The sequence below is a fragment of the Lysinibacillus sp. EB106-09-02-XG168 genome (assembly GCF_058791475.1).
This window is the reverse complement of record NZ_JBYTDN010000003.1, coordinates 1,729,308-1,750,762: the sequence shown is the minus strand read 5'-3', so window position 1 is coordinate 1,750,762 and position 21,455 is coordinate 1,729,308. Positions and strand designations below refer to the sequence as shown.

Annotated in this window: 20 protein-coding genes; 7 read left to right on the top strand and 13 right to left on the bottom strand. The window is 39.1% G+C overall.

The features are described from left to right. Positions 1-393 precede the first annotated feature (393 nt). The 6 genes from proB (at position 394) to AC3WSO_RS09215 (ending at position 6,292) form a co-directional block, all read left to right on the top strand. Complete coding sequence (gene proB / locus AC3WSO_RS09240; RefSeq protein ID WP_492530330.1) at positions 394-1,479, top strand: glutamate 5-kinase; 1,086 nt, start codon at positions 394-396, stop codon at positions 1,477-1,479. A 21-nt stretch (positions 1,480-1,500) separates the two neighbouring features. Further along, complete coding sequence (locus AC3WSO_RS09235) at positions 1,501-2,751, top strand: glutamate-5-semialdehyde dehydrogenase (RefSeq protein WP_492530329.1); 1,251 nt, start codon at positions 1,501-1,503, stop codon at positions 2,749-2,751. A 224-nt stretch (positions 2,752-2,975) separates the two neighbouring features. Further along, positions 2,976-3,890, top strand: a complete 915-nt coding sequence (locus AC3WSO_RS09230) for a DMT family transporter (protein ID WP_492530328.1) — start codon at positions 2,976-2,978, stop codon at positions 3,888-3,890. A 190-nt stretch (positions 3,891-4,080) separates the two neighbouring features. After that, entirely contained in the window at positions 4,081-5,055 is a 975-nt protein-coding gene (locus AC3WSO_RS09225; protein ID WP_492530327.1) for a carbohydrate kinase family protein, read from the top strand. A 21-nt stretch (positions 5,056-5,076) separates the two neighbouring features. Next, positions 5,077-5,466, top strand: coding sequence for an RDD family protein (locus AC3WSO_RS09220; protein ID WP_492530326.1), 390 nt, complete (start codon positions 5,077-5,079; stop codon positions 5,464-5,466). Positions 5,467-5,527: 61 nt separating this feature from the next. Then, positions 5,528-6,292, top strand: a complete 765-nt coding sequence (locus tag AC3WSO_RS09215; protein WP_492530325.1) for an aminoglycoside 6-adenylyltransferase — start codon at positions 5,528-5,530, stop codon at positions 6,290-6,292. Between the two features lie 57 nt (positions 6,293-6,349). Here AC3WSO_RS09215 and AC3WSO_RS09210 read toward each other — a convergent pair whose 3' ends face one another. Further along, entirely contained in the window at positions 6,350-6,790 is a 441-nt protein-coding gene (locus AC3WSO_RS09210) for a GNAT family N-acetyltransferase (protein WP_492530324.1), read from the bottom strand. Between the two features lie 681 nt (positions 6,791-7,471). Between AC3WSO_RS09210 and AC3WSO_RS09205 the strand changes: the two genes are divergently transcribed. After that, positions 7,472-7,924 (top strand): MarR family winged helix-turn-helix transcriptional regulator, encoded by a 453-nt coding sequence (locus tag AC3WSO_RS09205; protein ID WP_492530323.1) that lies wholly within the window; start codon positions 7,472-7,474, stop codon positions 7,922-7,924. A gap of 266 nt (positions 7,925-8,190) precedes the next feature. Here the strand turns inward: AC3WSO_RS09205 and AC3WSO_RS09200 are convergent, their stop codons facing one another. From AC3WSO_RS09200 to AC3WSO_RS09145, 12 genes are all read right to left on the bottom strand, one after another. Beyond that, positions 8,191-9,018: an ABC transporter permease gene (locus AC3WSO_RS09200; RefSeq protein WP_492530322.1), complete on the bottom strand. Its 828-nt coding sequence runs from the start codon at positions 9,016-9,018 to the stop codon at positions 8,191-8,193. A 14-nt stretch (positions 9,019-9,032) separates the two neighbouring features. Continuing rightward, complete coding sequence (locus AC3WSO_RS09195) at positions 9,033-9,974, bottom strand: ABC transporter permease (protein ID WP_492530321.1); 942 nt, start codon at positions 9,972-9,974, stop codon at positions 9,033-9,035. A gap of 17 nt (positions 9,975-9,991) precedes the next feature. Beyond that, positions 9,992-11,539 (bottom strand): ABC transporter substrate-binding protein, encoded by a 1,548-nt coding sequence (locus AC3WSO_RS09190; RefSeq protein ID WP_492530320.1) that lies wholly within the window; start codon positions 11,537-11,539, stop codon positions 9,992-9,994. Positions 11,540-11,557: 18 nt separating this feature from the next. Further along, positions 11,558-12,529 (bottom strand): P1 family peptidase, encoded by a 972-nt coding sequence (locus AC3WSO_RS09185; RefSeq protein WP_492534290.1) that lies wholly within the window; start codon positions 12,527-12,529, stop codon positions 11,558-11,560. A 36-nt stretch (positions 12,530-12,565) separates the two neighbouring features. Next, positions 12,566-13,543, bottom strand: coding sequence for an ABC transporter ATP-binding protein (locus AC3WSO_RS09180; protein WP_492530319.1), 978 nt, complete (start codon positions 13,541-13,543; stop codon positions 12,566-12,568). Continuing rightward, positions 13,518-14,546, bottom strand: coding sequence for an ABC transporter ATP-binding protein (locus tag AC3WSO_RS09175; protein WP_492530318.1), 1,029 nt, complete (start codon positions 14,544-14,546; stop codon positions 13,518-13,520). The genes AC3WSO_RS09180 and AC3WSO_RS09175 overlap by 26 nt, the downstream gene beginning before the upstream one ends. Positions 14,547-14,571: 25 nt before the next feature. Next, positions 14,572-16,026, bottom strand: coding sequence for an aldehyde dehydrogenase family protein (locus AC3WSO_RS09170; protein ID WP_492530317.1), 1,455 nt, complete (start codon positions 16,024-16,026; stop codon positions 14,572-14,574). A gap of 10 nt (positions 16,027-16,036) precedes the next feature. Beyond that, on the bottom strand, positions 16,037-16,783 hold the full coding sequence (locus tag AC3WSO_RS09165) for an SDR family NAD(P)-dependent oxidoreductase (RefSeq protein WP_492530316.1): 747 nt from the start codon (positions 16,781-16,783) through the stop codon (positions 16,037-16,039). 1 nt (position 16,784) lies between these two features. After that, on the bottom strand, positions 16,785-17,873 hold the full coding sequence (locus AC3WSO_RS09160; protein WP_492530315.1) for a tartrate dehydrogenase: 1,089 nt from the start codon (positions 17,871-17,873) through the stop codon (positions 16,785-16,787). Further along, the gene (locus AC3WSO_RS09155; protein ID WP_492530314.1) at positions 17,870-19,102 is read right to left on the bottom strand and encodes a M20 family metallopeptidase; all 1,233 of its coding nucleotides are present in this window, start codon (positions 19,100-19,102) and stop codon (positions 17,870-17,872) included. The genes AC3WSO_RS09160 and AC3WSO_RS09155 overlap by 4 nt, the downstream gene beginning before the upstream one ends. 780 nt (positions 19,103-19,882) lie before the next feature. Continuing rightward, the gene (locus AC3WSO_RS09150) at positions 19,883-20,041 is read right to left on the bottom strand and encodes a hypothetical protein (protein ID WP_492530313.1); all 159 of its coding nucleotides are present in this window, start codon (positions 20,039-20,041) and stop codon (positions 19,883-19,885) included. Positions 20,042-20,172: 131 nt separating this feature from the next. Beyond that, on the bottom strand, positions 20,173-21,081 hold the full coding sequence (locus tag AC3WSO_RS09145) for a hypothetical protein (protein ID WP_492530312.1): 909 nt from the start codon (positions 21,079-21,081) through the stop codon (positions 20,173-20,175). Positions 21,082-21,455 lie beyond the last annotated feature (374 nt).

Here is a 21,455-nt window from a genome sequence, read left to right as displayed (position 1 = left end):
AGTGCATTCTTTATAGAAATCAGACTCCAACCAAAAGAATTGATGAAGATTCATTCAAAAAAAGATATTGAATTATACAATATAAGCGAGCGAAGATTAGTACCTAGAAACTGCTTGATCAGAGAGCGATGCCCACCGGCTGTAAGGCATTGTACAAGAAAGACTAAAGAACCTACTTCGTAAATCGTCCTAGCAAACTAGGCGCAGTCTCAAGCGTTATGAGCAAAGTGGAATGTCAATGATGTTCAATCTAGGTGGTACCACGGAAAGTAAACCTTTTCGTCCTAATTTTTTAGGATGAAAAGGTTTTTTATTTTTAAATTTAGCGAAAACTAAGCAGCTGCTAAAGTTTAAATCATAATACAAGTGTAATGGCGAATTGGAGGTATTGCTATGGAAAGAAAAAGAATTGTCGTCAAAATTGGGAGTAGCTCCTTAACAAATGCAAAAGGTGAAATTGATAAAATACGTTTAATGGACCATGTCCAAGCGATCGCTGAATTAAAAAAATACGGTCATGAAGTATTGCTTGTTTCATCAGGTGCCGTAGCAGCGGGCTTTAAACAGCTAGGCTACCCTTCTCGTCCCGTCACATTAAAAGGTAAACAGGCTGCCGCGGCAGTTGGGCAAAGTTTACTAATTCAAACCTACAATGCTTTATTTAGCATTTATGATATTGTGCCTGCTCAAATCTTACTTACACGTACTGATTTTTCAAAAAAAGAGCGGTATAAAAATGCCTGTGCCACATTTGAGGAATTATTAGAACGTTCCATTTTACCTATCATTAACGAAAATGATTCGGTATCTGTCAGCGAATTAACCTTTGGAGATAACGATATGTTATCAGCACTTGTAAGTGGTCTTATACATGCCGATCAGCTCATTATCTTAACAGATATCAATGGCTTGTATAATGCCAATCCATCTAAAAATCCTGATGCACAACGTATTGATCGTTTAACAGAGGTATCTGATGAGATGCTTGGCTTTGCAGATGGTTCAGGCTCTAAGGTCGGTACAGGTGGTATGGAATCCAAATTACTGGCAGCTCGAGCAGCTTTAAATGCAGGTGTTAAGGTGTTTATTGGAACTGGTCACGGTGCTAATAAGCTTGTCGATATAGTAGAAGGACGTGGTGATGGTACGTATGTTGAACATGACGCGCTTGCTGTTTTAACGAATAATAAACAGTGGATTGCACTAACGGAAGTATCTGGTAAAATTTTTATAGATAACGGTGCAGAACATGCTTTATTGGCAAATGGGAAAAGCTTGTTGCCTGCTGGTGTATATCGTGTCGAAGGCGACTTCGCAAATGGCGACGTTGTCGAAGTCTATAGTGACAAGGGACTGCTTGGCCGTGGTGAGGTCTTATATTCTTCCCTAGAGTTAGCACATGCGATGGGAAAACGTACAGATGAGTTAGCGAACTATCCCATTGAGGTCATACATCGAGATAAATGGCTAAAAATTTAAACAATTTAAGGAGGAATTCACATGACGAGTGAAGTTCAACAAAAAGGAAAGCTGGCTAAGGCTGCAAGCTATATTTTAAATATTAAAACAACTCGCGAGAAAAATGAAGCTCTTACAAAAATCGCTGAGCAATTATTAATCGATCAAGATACGATCATTGCTGAAAATGCAAAGGATTTAGCAAATGGCGAGAAACAAGGAATGCCAGCTTCTACCCTCGATCGCATCATGCTAAACAAAGAACGAGTAGAGGCAATGTCAAGTGCTATTCACTTACTAGTTGAATTAAATGATCCAGTTGGGAGTCTCTTAGAACGAATAGAAAAAGATAATGGATTACTAATTGAAAAGCGCCTAGTACCGATTGGCGTTATCGGGATGATTTACGAGGCACGCCCTAACGTAACAGTAGATGCTGCAACATTATCATTAAAAACAGGCAATGCAGTCATTTTACGTGGTAGCTCCTCTGCTAAATTTTCAAATGTAGCGCTAGTAGCAAGTATTCATCGTGCACTTAGCGAAACGGCTATCCCTGCGGACGCTGTGCAATTAATTGAGGATACAAATCGTGAAACTGTCAAAGAATTATTCCATTTAAAAGAATACTTAGATGTTTTAATTCCTCGTGGTGGAAAGGCACTTATTGACTTAGTAGTAAATGAAGCCACTGTACCAGTACTAGAAACAGGTGCTGGCAACTGTCATATTTATGTAGACCAAACGGCAGATTACTTAAAAACAGAAAAGATTTGCATCAATGCAAAAACACAGCGTCCTTCTGTTTGTAATGCCGCAGAAAGCTTACTTATTCATCCTGAATGGTTTCATGAGCACGGCAAACAACTACTAAGTGCTATACATCAAGCTGGTGTGACAATTATCGGCGATGATACTGTTTGTCAAGCTCTTGATTTCGCGCAACTAGCAACTGTAGAAGACTATGCAACTGAATATTTAGATTTAAAGATTAGCGTTAAAATTGTGGAAAACGTTTATGAAGCAATTGAGCACATTAATAAATACGGCACAAACCACTCTGAAGCCATCATGACAGAGGATCAGTTAGCAGCAGATACTTTCTTACATAGCGTGGATGCTGCCGCTGTTTATCACAATGCCTCCACTCGCTTCACAGACGGCTTTGAATTTGGCTACGGTGCAGAAATCGGCATTAGTACGCAAAAATTACATGCTCGTGGACCAATGGGTTTACCTGCGTTAACATCTACAAAGTATTTCATTCACGGTAACGGCCAAATCCGAGAATAATTGTAGAACAAAGAAAAGCCGACAGTTGACGTACGCACACTGTCGGCTTTCTTCGCTTATTTTATGAAGCTTTAAGATTGAAAGATTTGTAGAGGGACGTGGCGGATTCTACTCCTAACCGCGTAGTTCTAACCTCTACATGAGTGAAGAACATTGATAATGGGGCGAAATAAACATTAATATTTTCACAAGCGTCAAAAATTTTAATAGAGAGAAGGTTTAATATGAACATTTCAGCGATTATCAAACTAACTGTTTCAATGGCCCTTTTTGGCTCTATTGGATTTTTCACCGTTCATACGGGCGTACCTGCAATCGAGCTAGTATTTATTAGATGTATTTGCGCTACCCTCTTCCTTGGCGGAATGTGGCTTATAACTGGTGGTCATAAGACGGAAAAATGGGATAAAAAAGAAATATTACGTACACTTCTATGCGGTGTCTTTATTGTCTTAAACTGGGTATTTTTATTTAAAGCTTTTGAAGAAATGTCGATTTCCATTGCCATTTCTATTTATAATTTAGCACCAATATTCGTATTAATTTTTGGCGCATTGTTTTTAAAAGAAAAAATGACTATCCAAGCGTTACTAGCGACACTAACTTGTTTTATCGGCAGTATGTTTATTATTGGTTTAAATAATTTTATTTCCCTCTCTGAATTTATGAAATCAGGCTTTATATGGGCATTACTGTCTGCATTATTTTACGCATTTACGATGTTAACAAGTAAAACGATCATAAAGCTTAGCTCCTACGCATTAACATATATCCAAACAGCGGTCGGAATTATCATACTATTGCCATTTGTTAATTTTTCATTATTTGAAGGCTTAACGACTACAAACTGGCTATATATTTTAGGAACAGGTTTTATTCATACAGGATTTGTTTACTATTTATTTTTTGATAGTATTCGTAGCCTCTCTACCATACTAGTTTCAGTATTAGTATTTGTTGACCCTGTTGTGGCAATATTGCTTGATATGCTGTTGCTTGATTTTATGCCGAGCTTTATGCAAACAGCTGGTATTGTATTAATTTTTGGCGGTATTTTCTACACTATTTACGTACCAAAGAAAAAGCGAGTGCCTCGTAGTGGAAGTGAAGCGTCTGCTACAGACCCCCCCCACCTTTAAAGGTGAATGCGGTGTGGTTCAGGTATCTAAACAACTGCTGAAATAAGGAATTGTGCGGGCAAGGTGACGGAGCGTACTGGCTTAACAATGGATACAATGCCCATAGCGACGGAAAGCCACGCCTTATGGCAATTTTTCTGTGCGACAGCACCAATTATCTAAGGCGAAATTGAAATAAAGGAGGTTTTTCATGAATAAACTTTATGCAATTGGTGAATTATTAATTGATTTTACACCTACTGAACTAAATGCCTCCCTTTCTGCAGTTGAGCAATTTACTAAAAATGCTGGTGGGGCCCCTGCCAATGTTGCAGCTGTTTGTGCAAAGCTTGAGCAACAAGCAGCCCTCATTACACAAGTAGGTCAGGATGCTTTTGGAGATTTTCTAGTAGAAACATTAAAAAAAGCCGATGTCGATACGAACTATATTGTGCAAACTGTTGAGGGTGAAACAAGTCTAGCCTTTGTTTCACTGACAAGTAATGGAGCCCGTGATTTCTTATTTTATCGCCGCCACGCAGCTGATTTACTTTACAACAAAGAGCAACTGCCACCTAATCTTTTAACAGATAAAGATATTCTTCATTTTTGTTCAGTTAATTTAGTGGAAAGCCCAATGAAACATGCACATGTTGCTCTGATAGAACAAGCTCATCAGGCAGGGAGTCTTGTTTCTTTTGATCCAAATGTTCGCTTGCCACTGTGGAATGATGTGAAGGCATGTCGTCAAACCATTTTCGAATTTTTACCAAAGGCCCATATCGTTAAATTGTCTGAGGAGGAGCTTTTATTTTTAACAGCGATTGAGGATGAAGAAACAGCCGTCCATTCATTATTTCAAGGAAAAGTACAAGTACTTATCATTACTCGTGGAGCAGAAGGTGCAAGTCTTTATACGAAAAAACTTTATGTTAAAGTACCCGCTGACAACGTTCATTCGATTGATACAACCGGAGCAGGTGATGCATTTATTGGTGCATTGTTAGCCATTCTCCTTAGCAAGCAGATTACAGCGATCAATCTAGTCGACTTTTGTCAGCAGCATGCTACCGCCCTCCTTACATTCGCGAATAGCTATGCGGGAGCTTCGACAGAAAAACATGGGGCCATACCCTCTTACATTACTAAGCAAGAGTTGCCATTAAAAGACAATATATTCCTTTGAAACTTATGAGGAGGTACTCCGATGAAATCTATTACTAAAAAACGAACAAAAGCATTTCTAATTGATTTGGCAATTTCAACGGCTGTCACAGCTGGAGTGGAATATGTCCTGCGAAAAAAAGTAAAAAACGAGGCTATTCATACCATTATCACACCAACAGCCGTTATGTGGTCACTTGAATTTGCACAATTACGTAAAAATGGACAAACCGTTGGCTATAAAAAAATGGGGATAGCTCTTGAGAATCAAAGTGGGACTAAGCTCACTTCTGCTCAAATTCTGAAACGAATGGCATACCGTGATTCAATTAGCCCATTCGACTACTTGAAAAATCCAACAGCGTTCGAACAACAAAACGGACAACTTCTACCTCACGATCACTTCTCAGACACCGTTGTAAAAGAAGTCTAACAAAATAAGGCTACTCAAAGTATTACTGAGTAGCCTGTTTTAATAGAAGGAGAGGATACACTTGAATTTGGGTCATGTTGTTGAGATTTTACTCGAAAGTTTAAAAGGTGATCAATTTATTGAAGCTGTATTTTTAAGAGGATCCATAGCTAGAGAGGAGCATGATGAATTTTCAGATATCGATATGTACTGCGTTGTGAAGGAAGAAAATATTGAAGTATTTTTGCCCAATCGCAAGAAGCATATTGAAAGTTATAAGGATACATTATTTGTTGATGACATTTATATTATTGCCCCTCAGCTACTAGTCGTATATGAAGATTTGATTCATATCGATTTATTTACCGTAGCTCCCTCTGAAATAAGTAATAAAGATGCCATTAAAATATTATTTGATCCGAATGGGATCCTTACAGCTAAACTGGAAAGTACAACTATGGCTTTAACTCCACTTGAATTTCAAGATGCTGTAGATGATACTGTCTGGTATTTGTATCAATATTATTGGAGTGCTCAACGCGGAAATGAAATTTGGTGTATTCATTTATTGCAGAATAGTTTAGAACACTTCGCTAAAGTACTCCTGCATAAATATTGCCCTGAGCGAGCTTTACTTGGACTTAAAGCGACATATAATTCGCTTCCCTCTGACCCCTTAAATGAGATAGTCGATATTATGAATTGTATGAGCCTTGTCACACATGAAATGGCCGTTAAGAAATTAGTGAAAGCCATCAATAATGAATCAGATTGGATATTTGAAAATGTGCCGACTAAAGAAGAAATTAAGCCATTATGGGAAAAAATAAAAGAGTTATTCCACTAAAATAAAATAGCAAACTAACATAAACCTTAGTTTGCTATTTTTAATATATTGAGTACCCTACGCCTTATTAAATTGCTTTTTCATTAAAATATGCGGGATGCCACAATCCATAAATTCTTCACCTTCACGTTTATAGCCTAATTTTTCATAAAAGCCTTCTGCATAAGATTGCGCGTTTAATTTTGATTTTTTTAAACCTTTTTCTAGTGCTATTTCCTCTAAACCTTGGATAATTACTTTACCTAAACCAAATTTGCGGAATTCTATAAATATACATATACGCTCTAGTTTGCCATAGCCATCAACAACTCGCAGTCTACCAGTACCAACAGGTTGATCGTTATAGTACACAAGAATATGATCACATGCTGCATCTAGCGTGTCGAATTCATCATATTCTTCTTCCACTGGCACCTTTTGCTCCTCAATAAAAACTTTTTGACGAATGGAAAACGCTGTTTGTAAGTCTTTTTCATCTGTAATTTTTTTTGTGTTCATTTTTATATTCCTCCTGATTATTACTTGAATTTGGTGAGCTATTAAGGCTCATCCGCATAATGTAGGGTTGATTTCCGTCCCGCTTTGTTGCTGCCGCTTCGCTTTCGCACAGGTAAAACATTTGTTGCTGCCGCTTCGCTTTCGCACAGGTAAAACATTTGTTGCTGTCGCTTTGCTTTCGCGCAGAGCAGAGCTTCCTGGGGGCGTCCGATGAACCGCTCGGGCCAACAGATGTTTTTTGCGCGAAAGCGTAGTGCTAACATAGCGACAGCAGAGGGTTTTGTTTGTGCGAAAGCGCAGCGACAGCAACAGCAGGATGTTGGTCACGAAGGCGTTATCACAGGACGTGATGATTTTAGCCTCCGTTCCTCTATATCGCTAATCCCCAAGGAGTCACCCAGCCTCCACTCCAATCAACTTATATAAATAGCATACAAATATAAAATATAATCCTAACCTAAGGTGATGAGTTTCTCTTTGTATCAGTGATCGAACTTTCTGTTCCACTGGTAGAATTGTCAATTGTGTCGCTAGATCCGCCTATTGAACCACTACGCTCCTGACTGTAAGTTTGGAAAAGAAAAACACCTGTAGATATGAAGTGAAATTTCCCTTCATGGATGATAATATATAGTATAGAGTATTTTTTATTGCAAATACAATATTTTTCGGAGGCAATCAATGAAGGAAATTTTACGAGATATTGGTGCGATTGCACGGGCACTTGATTCCATTAGTAATATTGAGTTTAAAGAACTTGATTTAACAAAGGGACAGTATTTGTATGTCACTCGCATCTGTGAAAACCCTGGTATTATTCAAGAAAAGGTTGCTGAGCTATTGAAGGTAGATCGCACAACTGCCTCTCGAGCTATTCAAAAATTGGAGACTAAAGGTTTTGTAGAAAAGCGTAGTGAAATTGGTAACAAGAAAAACAAACAGCTTTTTCCAACAGAAAAAAGTTTAAAGATTTATCCATTTTTAAAGCGAGAAGGAGACTATTCGAATGCTAGAGCATTAGATGGTTTTTCTCCTGAAGAAATGGACAGTGTTCAAGACTTTTTAATTCGTATTCGTCAAAACATTGAAACTGATTGGGAATACGTAAAAAAAGGACATAAACGAAATTATTAAAGGCGATTCCTCTTGCTTTTCGAGCATTTGGAATCGCCTTTCTTTGCGAAGAATACCTATTTTGATATATCATTAACAGCCCTTGAATTACACCCTCTTGGCACTCTAAGCATTAATTGGCGAGCTTATAGTATGATAAAAATGAAAGTTATTATAGGAATGGTTATACGAATTGAACGACTAAAAATTATTTTATTTTTTTACAAGCCCTCGTCGTCAATAGCTATGAAACCTTTGATTTATTGAAAAAAACAGCACCTGATATTTTACGCTTTTGAACGTGGATCCATAAAATCGCGTAACGCATTGCTAAGCATATACAAACCTAATACAAGTACTGTAATAGCTCCACCTGGCGCATAAGTGTACCAAGGGGCTCCCACTAAATAAGCTTGTGAATCTTTTAACATTCGTCCCCAACTAGGGTTTGGTGGCTGCACACCAAGCCCTAAATAACTAAGTGCCGCCTCCGCAAGCATCGCAGTCGCAAAGGTCACAGTGGTAGCGACGATAATTTGCGATGAAATATTAGGTAAAATATGACGAAACATAATGCTATAAGATTTTACACCAATTAACTTTGCTGCTAAAACATATTCAGTGTCACGATGTTGGACGAAACCACTACGTGTAATTCTGGCAATGGCCGGTATGGCAATAATGCCTAATGCAATAGCCGTATTAACAATCCCCGGTCCAAATACCGCCACGAGCATTAAAGCTAGTATAATTCCTGGAAAGGCCATTAATGCATCCATCATGCGCATAAAAATTTCATCGATCCAGCCACCTACATACCCCGCTATACCACCAATTAAAATACCAAAAATTGCTCCGATAAATACAGTCAGTAAACCGACTGCAAAGGCCGTTTGAGTTCCTTTCATAATACGGCTAAAAATATCACGACCAAATTCATCCGTTCCAAATAGATAATCACTACTTGGGCTACGTAATTTTTGAGGAATATTCATCGAGTTCACATCATGAGGTGTATAAAAAAAGCTGATTATCATGATGATTAGAAAACCGATAATGACTAGTAGACCAATGATTAAATTAATATTTTTCATGTATCTTTGTATATGTTTCATCGTATCCACCTCGCTCATCGTAATCGGATTCTAGGATCTAACACTGAATATAAAATATCGACCATAAAATTAATCATGACCACCGCAACAGTAATATACATAACGATTCCCTGTACTAATGGAAAATCACGATTACTAATTGCTGTGATGAGAAGTTGACCAACGCCTGGCAGTGAAAATACTTGCTCCACAATAATTGTTCCAGCAACAACTTCAGCCATAATCAATCCAAATACCGTTAATATTGGAATCATCGAATTTTTTAAGACATGCTTATACATAACATTTTGCTCAGACATCCCTTTACTACGAATCGTACGCACATAATCGAGCTGAACTTGCTCTAGAATTGACGTACGAACATAGCGAAAATTGACCGCAATTTGTGGAATCGCAATTGTTAACGCAGGGAGAACAAGTGTACTTAACGCTCCTGCTACACTTTGCGTCCACGGAATATAACCACTTATTTTAAAGAAGCTGAACTGCAGTCCAACATATAAAATGAGAATCATTCCGAGCCAGAAAGAAGGAATGGCCATTCCAACTTGTGTCACTGTTGACAACGACATATCACTGAACTTATTTTGTCTTCTCGCCGCAAACATCCCCAACGGTAAGGAAATGAGTAACACAATTACGAGGGCGAGCCCAGCTAATGACATCGTTACAGGTAATCTGTCAAACAGTAAGTCTTTTACTGGCATTGAAAAGCGAATAGAATTTCCTAATTCCCCTGTTAATAATCCCTTCATCCAATCTGTATATTGCTCATAAAGAGGGCGATTCAAGCCAAGCTCTGATCGCAAATTTTCAATTTGTGTGGGATCCGCTTCAGTACCTAACATTGTCCGAACCGGATCACCAGGTAAAATTTGAAAAACACCGAATGTAATGATCGACACTAGAAGGATAGTTGTTATTAACAGGATGAATCGACGTATAATATACATCATCAAGCACTCATCCTTTTCTAGTTAGAAATTTTAACCTCAGACATATCATGGAACCAGAATGGGTAGTTCTTTAATCCAGTAACTTGCTTCTTAGAGCCCCAAACAATCTGATAATCTGCGATATAAACCGCTGCTGCCTGCTCAGCTAAAATTTCCTGTGCACGATGATAGTAGTCAATTTGCTTCGCCTGATCTCTTTCCTTTAAAACGTCTGCCATAATTTTATCGTATTCTTCATTTTTAAATTTGAAGAAGTTTTCACTATCATTAGTTGAAATGTAATCATTTATAATTTCATAAGCAGAAGCACGACCTGTTAAATCGATTGTTGTCATTTGATAGTCACGACCAAAGTAAACACGGTCTAGCCAAATTCCCCATTCTACAACTTCAATTTCTACATCAATACCAATTTCCTTTAAATTATCGGCAACGATTTGCGCGATATTTGAATAAATTTCATTATGCGAAGATACTGTAATTTTCGTTTTAAAGCCTTTAGGATAGCCAGCTTCTGTTAATAATGCTTTCGCTTTTTCCACATCACGCTTATACATATCTTCTAAACCTTTCTTTTGATAGTCCCCCATCGCTGGACTCATGTTTGAACCAAGTGGTACAGCATAGCCTGCAAACACTGAGTCAATAATATCGGACTTACTAATCGCGTAGTTAATTGCCTGCCGAACCTTTACATTATCAAAAGGTGCTTTCGTTTCATTAAATGTAACGATTAATGATGAGTTATTATTTTGATGAGATAAGTTAAAGTTATCTTCTACTTCACTTACACGTTGCCATGGTACACTCGTTAAATCAACTTCATTGGCCATTAAACTCATAATTGCTGCTTGATCATCCGATTGGAAGGTAAACGTCACTTTATTCAAGTATGGTAATCCTTCCTTCCAGTAGTTTTCATTTTTCTTCAACTCTAAATTTGTACCAGGAGAGTATTTTACATATGCAAATGGTCCAGTACCTATTGGATTTTCATTATGCTTTCCATCATTGCTTTTTGGTAAGATAGCAGATTGACGTGCTGTTAATGAATATAAGAAGTTAGAGTTTGGCTCCTTTAGCTTAATCACAAATGTATTGGCATCTGTTGCTACTGTTGAAGCAACATTATCAAAGCTGTTTGACATCTTTTCGCCGCCGTTTTTCCCCATTAAACGATCAAATGAATACTGGATATCCTCAACGGTTAAATCCTCACCATTATGGAATTTCACATCCGGGCGAATTTTAAATGTATAAGTTAAACCATCCTCAGATACTTGATAGCTCTCGGCTAGACCTTCTTTTAAAGTACCATCTGTTTCTGGTGCCATTAGCCCTTCAAAAATATTAAGAATCATTTGGTACGAAATAGACGCCGTTGCTTTATGTGGATCTAAAAAATCTGGGTCGTCATTTATACGTACTACGATTTCTTGAGGTAAATCTGCCACTGACTTTCCACTAGTACTTGCATCCTTTTTGTCATCACTTGAACAGGCACTCATTAGTAAAACGACTATCATTGTCAATAACAGCAACGACCAATTGTTCTTTAGTCTCATGTTATTTCCCCCTATTCCCTATGTGTTCATTATTTGAATGCTTTTATAGCTTTCTACTTCAGCTAATTTATCAGCAGTTTTAATACCAGTAATGATCGCTTCCTCCATAGCTCTTGTAGCTAAATGACCCAAATAGTCCACCGGAAATCTTTTATCCCCTGTACCAAGCACGAATATCGTATCTCCATCCAGCATTGTGTGTACTGGATAAATTGTCCGTGCAAGAGCATTTTGTGTAAGCTGGGCTATTTTTTTCGCCTCTGCTTTAGTCAACTTGGCATTCACTGCAATGACACCGATTGTCGTATTCGTACCAGACAATGCTTCCGATTGCACATGCTCCTCTAAATACGTACAGCAATCCATCCATTCCCCTGTTTTCGGATTCCTTGCTCCTGCTAACGTTTCTCTTGTAGTAGGATTTTTCACATCTCCAACAGCATTGACAGCAACAATGGCACCCACTACAACACCCTCTTTGCCAGCTATAGAGGCGCTGCCTAGTCCCCCTTTCATACAAAATTGAGGACCCGCCAATTTTCCTACAGTCGCACCATAACCAGCACCTGTATTTCCATTTGCAAATGGACCAACAACTGCACTTTTAGCGGCTTCATAGCCCATTGAAGCAGTAGGTCTTGTCTTTGGATCACCGATAAATAAATCGAACAGCACCGCACTAGGAACAATTGGAATTGTGGCAACTCCTGCCTGTATGCCAACACCCCTCTCCTCTAAAAATCGCATGACTCCGGTCGCAGCATTCAATCCAAATGCGCTCCCTCCAGACAGGCAAATTCCATGCACATGCTCAATTTCGTTAATTGGATCAAGTGCATCAGTCTCTCGAGTGCCCGGCGCTGAGCCTCTTACATCGACACCGCACACCGCACCACTTTCCACTAAAATCGCTGTACAGCCTGTAATTCCATCACTATTTTCTGCATGCCCCACTTTAACTCCAGGCACATCTGTAATGTTTCCATACATCATACACACCTCACTCACAAAGACTGATTTTTCAGTCTATTTATCATATAAAAAGCAAGCTACCCGTTGATGGTTATTTTCTTCCTTTAGCTTTGGGCGTTCCTGATGACATCTGTCCATCACATAGGGACAACGTGTATGAAACACACAGCCTACAGGAGGATTCATCGGGCTTGGCAATTCACCCTGTAACGGTATTTCTTGTTTCGGCTCATCAAAATTGATCACTGGAATGGCGGATAGCAATGCCTGCGTATATGGGTGCAGAGGATTTGCATATAATTCTTTCTTCGCGCCAATTTCCACTACCCTCCCCAAATACAACACAGCTACTCGATCGCTAATATGTTTTACAACACTTAAATCATGTGAAATAAATAAATAGGTTAAATGAAATTCATCCTGTAAATCCATCATTAAATTCAATACTTGCGACTGCACCGAAACATCTAATGCAGATACAGGCTCATCCGCAATAATGAACTCTGGATGAATAGCTAGAGCCCGCGCAATACCGATTCGTTGTCTTTGGCCCCCGGAAAATTCATGCGGGAACTTTTGCATAGCATCCTCTGGTAAACCTACCTTGTGTAAAAGCTCCTTTACACGTTCTTTGCGCTGCTCTTTCGTTAATGTTAATTGCAGCTTCATCGGCTCTTCGATAATGGCACCGATTCGCATACGAGGATTGAGTGATGCAAACGGATCCTGAAAAATCATTTGCATTTGATTGCGATAAGTTTGTAGTTTTCTTCCCTTTAACCGCTGAATAGGCTTTCCTTTATATAAAATTTCTCCGTCCGTTGGTTCAACGAGTTTTAAAATAGTCCGGCCAAACGTCGATTTTCCGGAGCCGGATTCGCCTACGATCCCAAGCGTCTCACCTCGAAAAATTTCTAGAGAAATATCATCGACTGCTTTAATGACCTTTTTCTCTTCCTTCATCGACTTACGTTTTACAGGAAAGTACGCTTTTAAATGTTTTATTTCAAGCAAGGCTTCTTTCTTCGTCATGATCTTGCGCCCCTTTCTCTGAAAATAAATGACAGCGTACTTTATGCTCATCTTGAATATGGATTACCTCAGGTTGCACATCACGGCATTGTGCCATTACAAATGGACAGCGTGATGCAAAACGGCAGCCTTCTGGTAACGCATAAGCCGGTGGAACAGTACCTGGGATTGACGGCAATCGTTTAACATCTGTCCCTAGATTAGGCATTGTTTTTAAAAGAGCCGTTGTATATGGATGCTTTGGATTCATAAAAAGATCTCGTACTGGCGCTTCTTCTACAATTTGTCCGGCATACATAACTAGAACACGATCTGCCGTTTCTGCTACAACGCTCATATCATGTGTAATAAATAATATAGCCGATTGATGTTCTTCCTTCATCTTCATCATAAGCTTTAAAATTTGAGCCTGTACTGTTACATCAAGTGCCGTTGTTGGCTCATCAGCAATTAACAGTTGAGGGTTATTGGACATTGCAATCGCAATCATGACACGTTGGCGCATACCACCTGATAATTGGTGTGGATATTCAGCAATCACCTTGTCTGCATTGGCAATACCCACTTCTTTTAAAAGCTGCAGAGATTTCTCCCGCGCACCCTTTTTTGATAACCTTTGATGTCTACGAATACCTTCCATCATTTGATTACCGATTGTAAAGACAGGATCTAATGATGTCATCGGCTCTTGAAAAATCATACTAATTTCATTGCCTCTTATATTGCTCATCTCTTTATTTTTAAAGTCTAAGAGATTTTTACCATTCAGTTTAATGGTACCAGCTGTAATTTCTCCTGGTGGAATAGGCAGTAATCGCATAATTGATAACGATGTAATACTTTTACCACTTCCTGACTCACCTACAAGCGCAACCGTTTCTCCCTTACGAATCGTAAAGCTCACATCATCGACCACTTTTGCCTGCTCACCATTTTTTAAATGGAAATTTATTTTTAAATGTTTTACCTCTAGGAGCACCTGATTTTCTTTCGGCTGATCCATATGCATCCCTCCATCTCACATTTCATTACATTTGATTAGGTGGTGCATAGCGTATTGCGATATTTTTCATTTGCGTATAATTTCTCAACGCAACAAAACCTTTTTCTCGTCCAATGCCACTCTTTTTATAGCCACCAAACGGCATTTGAATTCCGCCTGCTGCTCCATAGTTATTAACAAACACTTGTCCAGCTTTTACACGACTGGCAACATAATGTGCAGTATCCAAATCCTTCGACCAAACGCCTGCAACTAATCCGTAATCTGTACTATTCGCCAAGGTAATTGCTTCATCAACCGTCGTAAACGCAAATACAGTTAACACCGGTCCGAAAATTTCCTCCTGCGCGAGTGGATCGTTAGCTTTTACTCCAGCAAGTATGGTTGGCTCAACATAATAGCCCTGTTCATAGCCTTTAATCGTCAGAGTTTCACCACCAGTAACTACGTAGGCATCCTCTTTCGCCTTTTGCAGCAGTGTTGAAATCTTCGTATATTGTCGTTCATTTAGAAGAGGGCCCATATCAACGTCCGCTTCACCAGGACCAACTTTTAATGCTTGGAATTTTTGTACTAATTGTGCCATGAATTTTTCTTTAGCACGCTCTTCAATTAGGAGTCTGGCCCCCGCCGAGCATGTTTGTCCGGCATTTTGAATAATGGCGCGTACAACCCCTTCAAGCGCTTGCTCCATGTTGGCATCCGCAAAAACAATATTCGGGGATTTTCCACCAAGCTCTAATGTCACTGGTACAACATTTTCAGCGGCTGACTTCATTACCTCAATGCCTGTCGGAACAGAGCCTGTAAACGTAATATGATTGATATCAGGATGGGATGTTAAATACGGTCCGACATCACGGCCTAAACCTGTAATATGCTGAAAAATACCTTTTGGTACTTTATCCGCAAACCATTCCGTTATAGCGTGTGTAGTTAATGGCGTATCCTCCGCACTTTTAACAATTACAGCATTGCCAGTAGCAATTGCAGCTGCTACACTTCTTGCCGTAATTTGAATAGGATAATTCCAAGGCACAATATGTACGGTAATTCCTACAGGCTCTAACACTACCGCATTTAAAATGCCGTCTTCAATGGGAATCGTATCCCCCATTACTTTATCAGCAGCTCCACCATAAAACTCAAAATAGCGGGCTGCCGCTTCAATATCGGCCCTTGCTTGAGTTAACGGCTTTCCAACATCACGACATTCTAACAAACTCCATTCCTCTGCATGCAGACGTATGTAGCGTGCAAGTTCAATGAGTAGCTGCCCACGTTCATAAGCCTTTATTTGCCGCCACTCTTCACTTTCAAACGCTACACGCGCAGCGCGTACAGCCTCGTCAACATGGATTTTGTGCGCATTCGTAATTCGGGCAATGACTTCACCAGTAGAGGGGTTCATGACATCCAATAATGCTTCCATATCACCATGTATCCACTCACCATTTATTAACATCGGAATTTTCTTCATGTGTTCCCTCCTATAGTCCACGACCACCGTCTACATGCAATGTCGTTCCTGTAACCATATTCGCTGCATCAGAGAGGAAATAACTAACTGCCCCGGAAATGTCTGATGGATTTACTAATCGCCCAAGTGGGACCGATTGAACAAAGACACTCTGCTTAGTTTGCTCGACGTCCGCTCCTTGTGCCGTAAATTGAGAAAGCATCTGCGTATCAGCTGGCCCTGGGTGAATCGTATTCACACGTATTTGGAACGGAGCTAGCTCAATCGCCAAACCACGTGTAAAGCTTTCCGCCGCCCCTTTAGATGCAATATAAGCCTGTAAACCTGGGCGAGGTCGCACAGCAGAAATGGAAGCGATTGTGACAATTGAGCCCTTTAGCCGCTCCTTCATATAAGGAACGACTGCCTTTGTTGTAATAAATAAGCTTTTAACATTGACATCCATTAAGCGGTTCCACTCGTCCATCGTTACTTGCTCAATCGATTTTGCAGCCTGCGCTATACCAAGTGCATTGACAAGTCCATCAATCCGTCCGAACTCGTCAAAAATTTGTTTGAATACTTTGTTCACTCGCTCCTCTTGCAAAACATTGACCGTAAAGCATCGCAAGGTATCGTGCGCTAAATCGCTTAGGGAAGCTACTGATAAATCAAGCCCTACAGCAATATTGCCCTTTGCAAGCTGTTCCTGAATAATAGCTTTTCCCATTCCACCACCAGCACCTGTAACGATGATGACCTTTTGCTCCACTGCCATGCTATACACCCCTTGCCGCTAAATTCATTTTGATAATCTCCTGACAAATCGCATCACCCATTTGTGCGGTTGTCGCCTGTCCACCAATATCTGCGGTTTTCACAACCCCTTCTCGAAGTACCGTCTCAATCGCACTTACAATTAGCATTTCTAAATCGGGTTTCCCGATATGTCCAAGTAACAAAGCAAGTGACCAAATTTGTGCAATTGGGTTTGCTATGCCCTTTCCTGCAATATTTGGCGCTGACCCATGTACAGGTTCAAACATAGAGGGGAATTCCTTTTCTGGATTTAAATTAGCTGACGGTGACAGCCCAAGACCACCAACGATGGCTGATCCTAAATCTGATAAAATATCTCCGAATAAATTGGAGGCCACAACAACCTGAAAATCTTGCGGTCGTTCCACGAAATAAGCTACTAAAGCGTCGATATAGATAGATTCTAACTCTAGTGCTGGTGAGCTTTGTGCAACAATTCTTCTAGCATGCTCATCCCAAAACTTCATTGAATGTATAATAGCATTCGATTTTGTCGCGCTCGTAATCTTCGTTTTGCCATTTTTATAGGCATAATCACAGGCGGCTTGGACAATTTTTTCAATACCGATACGTGTCATAATCGTATTTTGAATCGTCATTTCCTGTGGTTGACGATGATAAATTCGCCCACCACTATCGGAATATTCCCCCTCTGCATTTTCACGGAAGATCACAAAATCAATATCCCTTCCATTAGCAAGTGGCGAGGCTATGCCAGGTAGTGATTTAATCGGACGAAAATTAACATATTGCTGAAAGCTTTTTCGGATCGGCATAATTAATTCCCATACTGTCACGTCATCAGGAACACGAGCATCTCCAATAGCCCCGAATAATATCGCATCAAATTCTTTTAATTTGTCTAATGCGTTACTTGGCATCATTCGACCGTGCTTGAGATAATAATCTGAGCTCCAAGGAAAAATAGTTGTGTCTATTTGTAAAGTAGAATCATGTTCCTGAAGAGAATTTAGTACCTTTAATGCTTCCTCCATAACTTCCTTCCCAATACCATCCCCTGGAATAACTGCGATTTTTGTGTGAGTCATTGTGCATCACCTGCTAAAAACTTTAATGCTGCTAAACGATAAATGGCTGTTGTTTCTGCTAATTCTTCGATATCGACATATTCGTCAATTTGATGGGGCATATCACGATCACCCGCTCCAACGGTAACGATTGGTACTCCATGCACATGTAGGAATGTTCCATCTGTAGCCCCTGGGACACCGTTATATTTCGGCTCTTTTTCTGTTACCTCAGCGACTGCCTCATAAATGGCTTGTACAACAGGCTCCTCCTTCGCTGTTGCTGTTGCAGGGCGATTATCAAGCACTGTTAACTCAACTTTAAAATCTGGATCATCTGCTTGCAGACGTTTAATGATCCCCTCAATTTTACCGAGAAGCTCATCGTGATCCTGTGCAGGAACTGTACGAATATCAAGTGTCGTCATACAATGATCAGGAATGACATTAATTTGCGCATCTCCTTTTACAGGCGCGCGTAAAATCGTTGGTGTAATAGATGGCCAATTAAGCATCGGATCACGTCCTAAACGTGCCTGCTCTTCTTTTTCAAATTTTTCAAGCTCTACTATAAAGCGTGCCATGCGCCAGTTCGGGTTAATGCCACTCCAAGAAATCGCACCGTGTGCCATTTTACCGAAAACATCCACTTTCAAGCGTATTGCCCCACGCTGTGCGATACAAACGTTGTTTTCCTCTGGCTCACATATAATTGCTCCATCTACATCATCTGCCCAACCATTTTTTATAAAATGTTTAATACCAAGCATTAGCCCTTCTTCATCACATGGAATACATAAAATAATCTTGCCTGTAAATTCCTCCTGATCCAGTAACAATGATTGACAAGCTGTAATCATACACGCAAGATTTCCTTTTGTATCATTTGTGCCTCGGCCATACATTCGACCATCAATAATTTCTGCACCGAACGGATCGTACGTCCACGCTTCACGATTCCCTTCAGTTACGACATCTGTGTGTCCTTCAAAGAGAAGTGTTTTTCCTGACTTACCCGAATCAATAATACCAATGACATTCGGTCGACCTGGCACAACCTCCTCAACATGTGTCTCAATCCCTATATTACGTAAATAGTGAGCGACATAGTTCGCGACTTCTTGTTCATTGCCATTTGGGTCATCTTCTCGGTATACGCTTTCTATACGTACTAGCTTTTGTGTAAGCTCAATAACTGCTTCGCGGTCACGTATATAAGATTCAGTTGTCTTTAAACTAGTTACTGTCATTTATAAGCCCCCTATGTTTTATAGAATATTCTGAATTCTATTCATTTTATCATTATCCCATTCAACAAACATTAGACAATTTGTAAATAATATATAGAATGCTATTAACTTTATGTTTAGTAGTGAAAAGCTAGAAAACACAAAAATAATATATATTATGTTATTTTTCGATAAAAAGAGACTTAAGGAATCCATTACCATAACGTAGGGTTGATTTCCGTTCCGACCGGGCGCTTTGCTCTGTTCACGAATGCGTTATCACGTTCTGTGATAACGCATTCGTTCCTCTATTGCTGATTCCCAAGGAGTCGTCCAGCCGGAACGAAGATCAACAATCACATGATATAGGTTTTATCAAAATGCCATCACATATTTCGATGATAAAGAAATAAATAGCTTTTAGTTTAAAAAGGACCGAATTAAAGAAGTAATGATGGAGAAATTTTATATATCTTTCAGTTTTTAAAACATTGATAAAGTAAACTATGTTTGAGGTTACTTTACCACAGATGGATACGAGCAGACGTATGACTGGACACAAAATATTAGAACTACGACATTTGAAGATTTAAGGGGAAGATTAGAGGATTTAGTGATAGGCTGTTTTCGAAAAGATTGTTGCTATCCAACAAAGGAAGTTAGTCAATAATAGTAGTGTATTTCTTATATCGCGTTTAAAATAAAATGTTCAATAAGGAGAAGCAACCTGAGATGATAAATTAAAAAAGGGTCACTCTGCTTGAAGTGACCCAAAGTATAACTATAAGATACTATTTGTACTTATCCTAATTTCTTAACTTTCATTGAAATCATTGGTGAACCCGAAAAATTAAGCTTAACGAGCCTAATTGGTTTTACATTTGCATAAGATCCGCCAAATTCACCTTGGGCAAACGAATCATTACCACAAGTATTACGAACTAAAAGATCACCTTCCATCCCCACTACTTCTTACGAATAACAGGAATATGCGATGAATCATCCTTTAACAGGATGCGCCTTATTAATGAACCTTTGTACAAAACGTTAAAGTGATAGAGTAGTGGAGTTACTCTAATCTACTAGATTAATTAGTTAGTGGATATGGCCATTAAATCTTCATTTTCTAGCCAGTGTTTACCGCCGAGAAAATCAACTAAATAAAGCGGTTTATAGTTGTTATTAATAGTAGTATAGATTACTTCGCCCGTTATCTTTAGGGCAGCTATCATCACTTGTGATCTGATAGGATATTTAATATCGACGCATTCCTTTAGAACAAGGATGAATTGTTCCATAGAGCAAACACCAGTCTGGAAGATACGGTAATTATCATCGGTCTCAATGTGGTATATAACTCCCCCGTCTTTTAATACATCGATTACGATTGTATGTTGGAATTGACCAACTGAACGAGTAGCAGAAAATCTACACCCGGTAACAGCTCGGTGGAACGGTTCTTCTTTATCCGGATAATATAAGCTTCTCTCTACTTGCTTCCAACCACTTTCTGTAAGTGCATTCTCAATATAACTAAAGATGGGGACGTATCGACTCGGGTTTTCTAGTATGAATTGTTTTATTTCTTCAAGTTCTTGAGCCAATGAGTTGTCGAAATTAGTCTCATCGAAATCTCCCTCGGAATACGTTTTAGTCAAATCTTTCATTTGATTTCTAAACTGTTGGGGGGTGATAAGCTCTGTAATGGCCCCTTCATTTTTTAGTAATTCAGATGTTTGGGTATTGCCTGATGGATCGAACAAATATGGTTTGCCTAAATAAGATGTTTCTAAATATACCTTTAATAGCTTCATTTGCAAAGCTCTGTTGTGTTGTATTATTGGGCACCAAATTGCAATGATGTCATATCCAAAGACTTCATTCATTGCTAAGGCAAATATATGGCTGCGGTTAAGACAATAATCGAATAGTGTTCTTCCTGTAGCGCCTACTCTAATTTCATTTAAAGGCAAGTCTACGAAATCGTATTTCAACTGCACTTATCTTCCCTCCTTAAAAACTATAATCTTTTTTTATTTGTCATTTGTTATTATTTATTATGCACTGTGCTCTTATAGCTTAAACTTCAAGGGTACCGATATAGAATATGCCCCTGCTCTCCTATGTTCCTGTTCTCCTGTTCCACTATAAAATAACTTGTGAGATTTCAATGTATGAAACTTATGAAAAAAACATGACTGAAAGAAAATCAGAACGAAAATCCTTAATCTTAGAAAGTAATTACCTTCAATAAGACTAGTTGATCTGCTTTTCCTAATTCTCCGAATGCTTCATACATTCTAGGAAGCAACAAGCTATAAAAAACAACCTAGCGAAAAAATGAAATTGAAATATAAAAAAACCAGCGTCTATT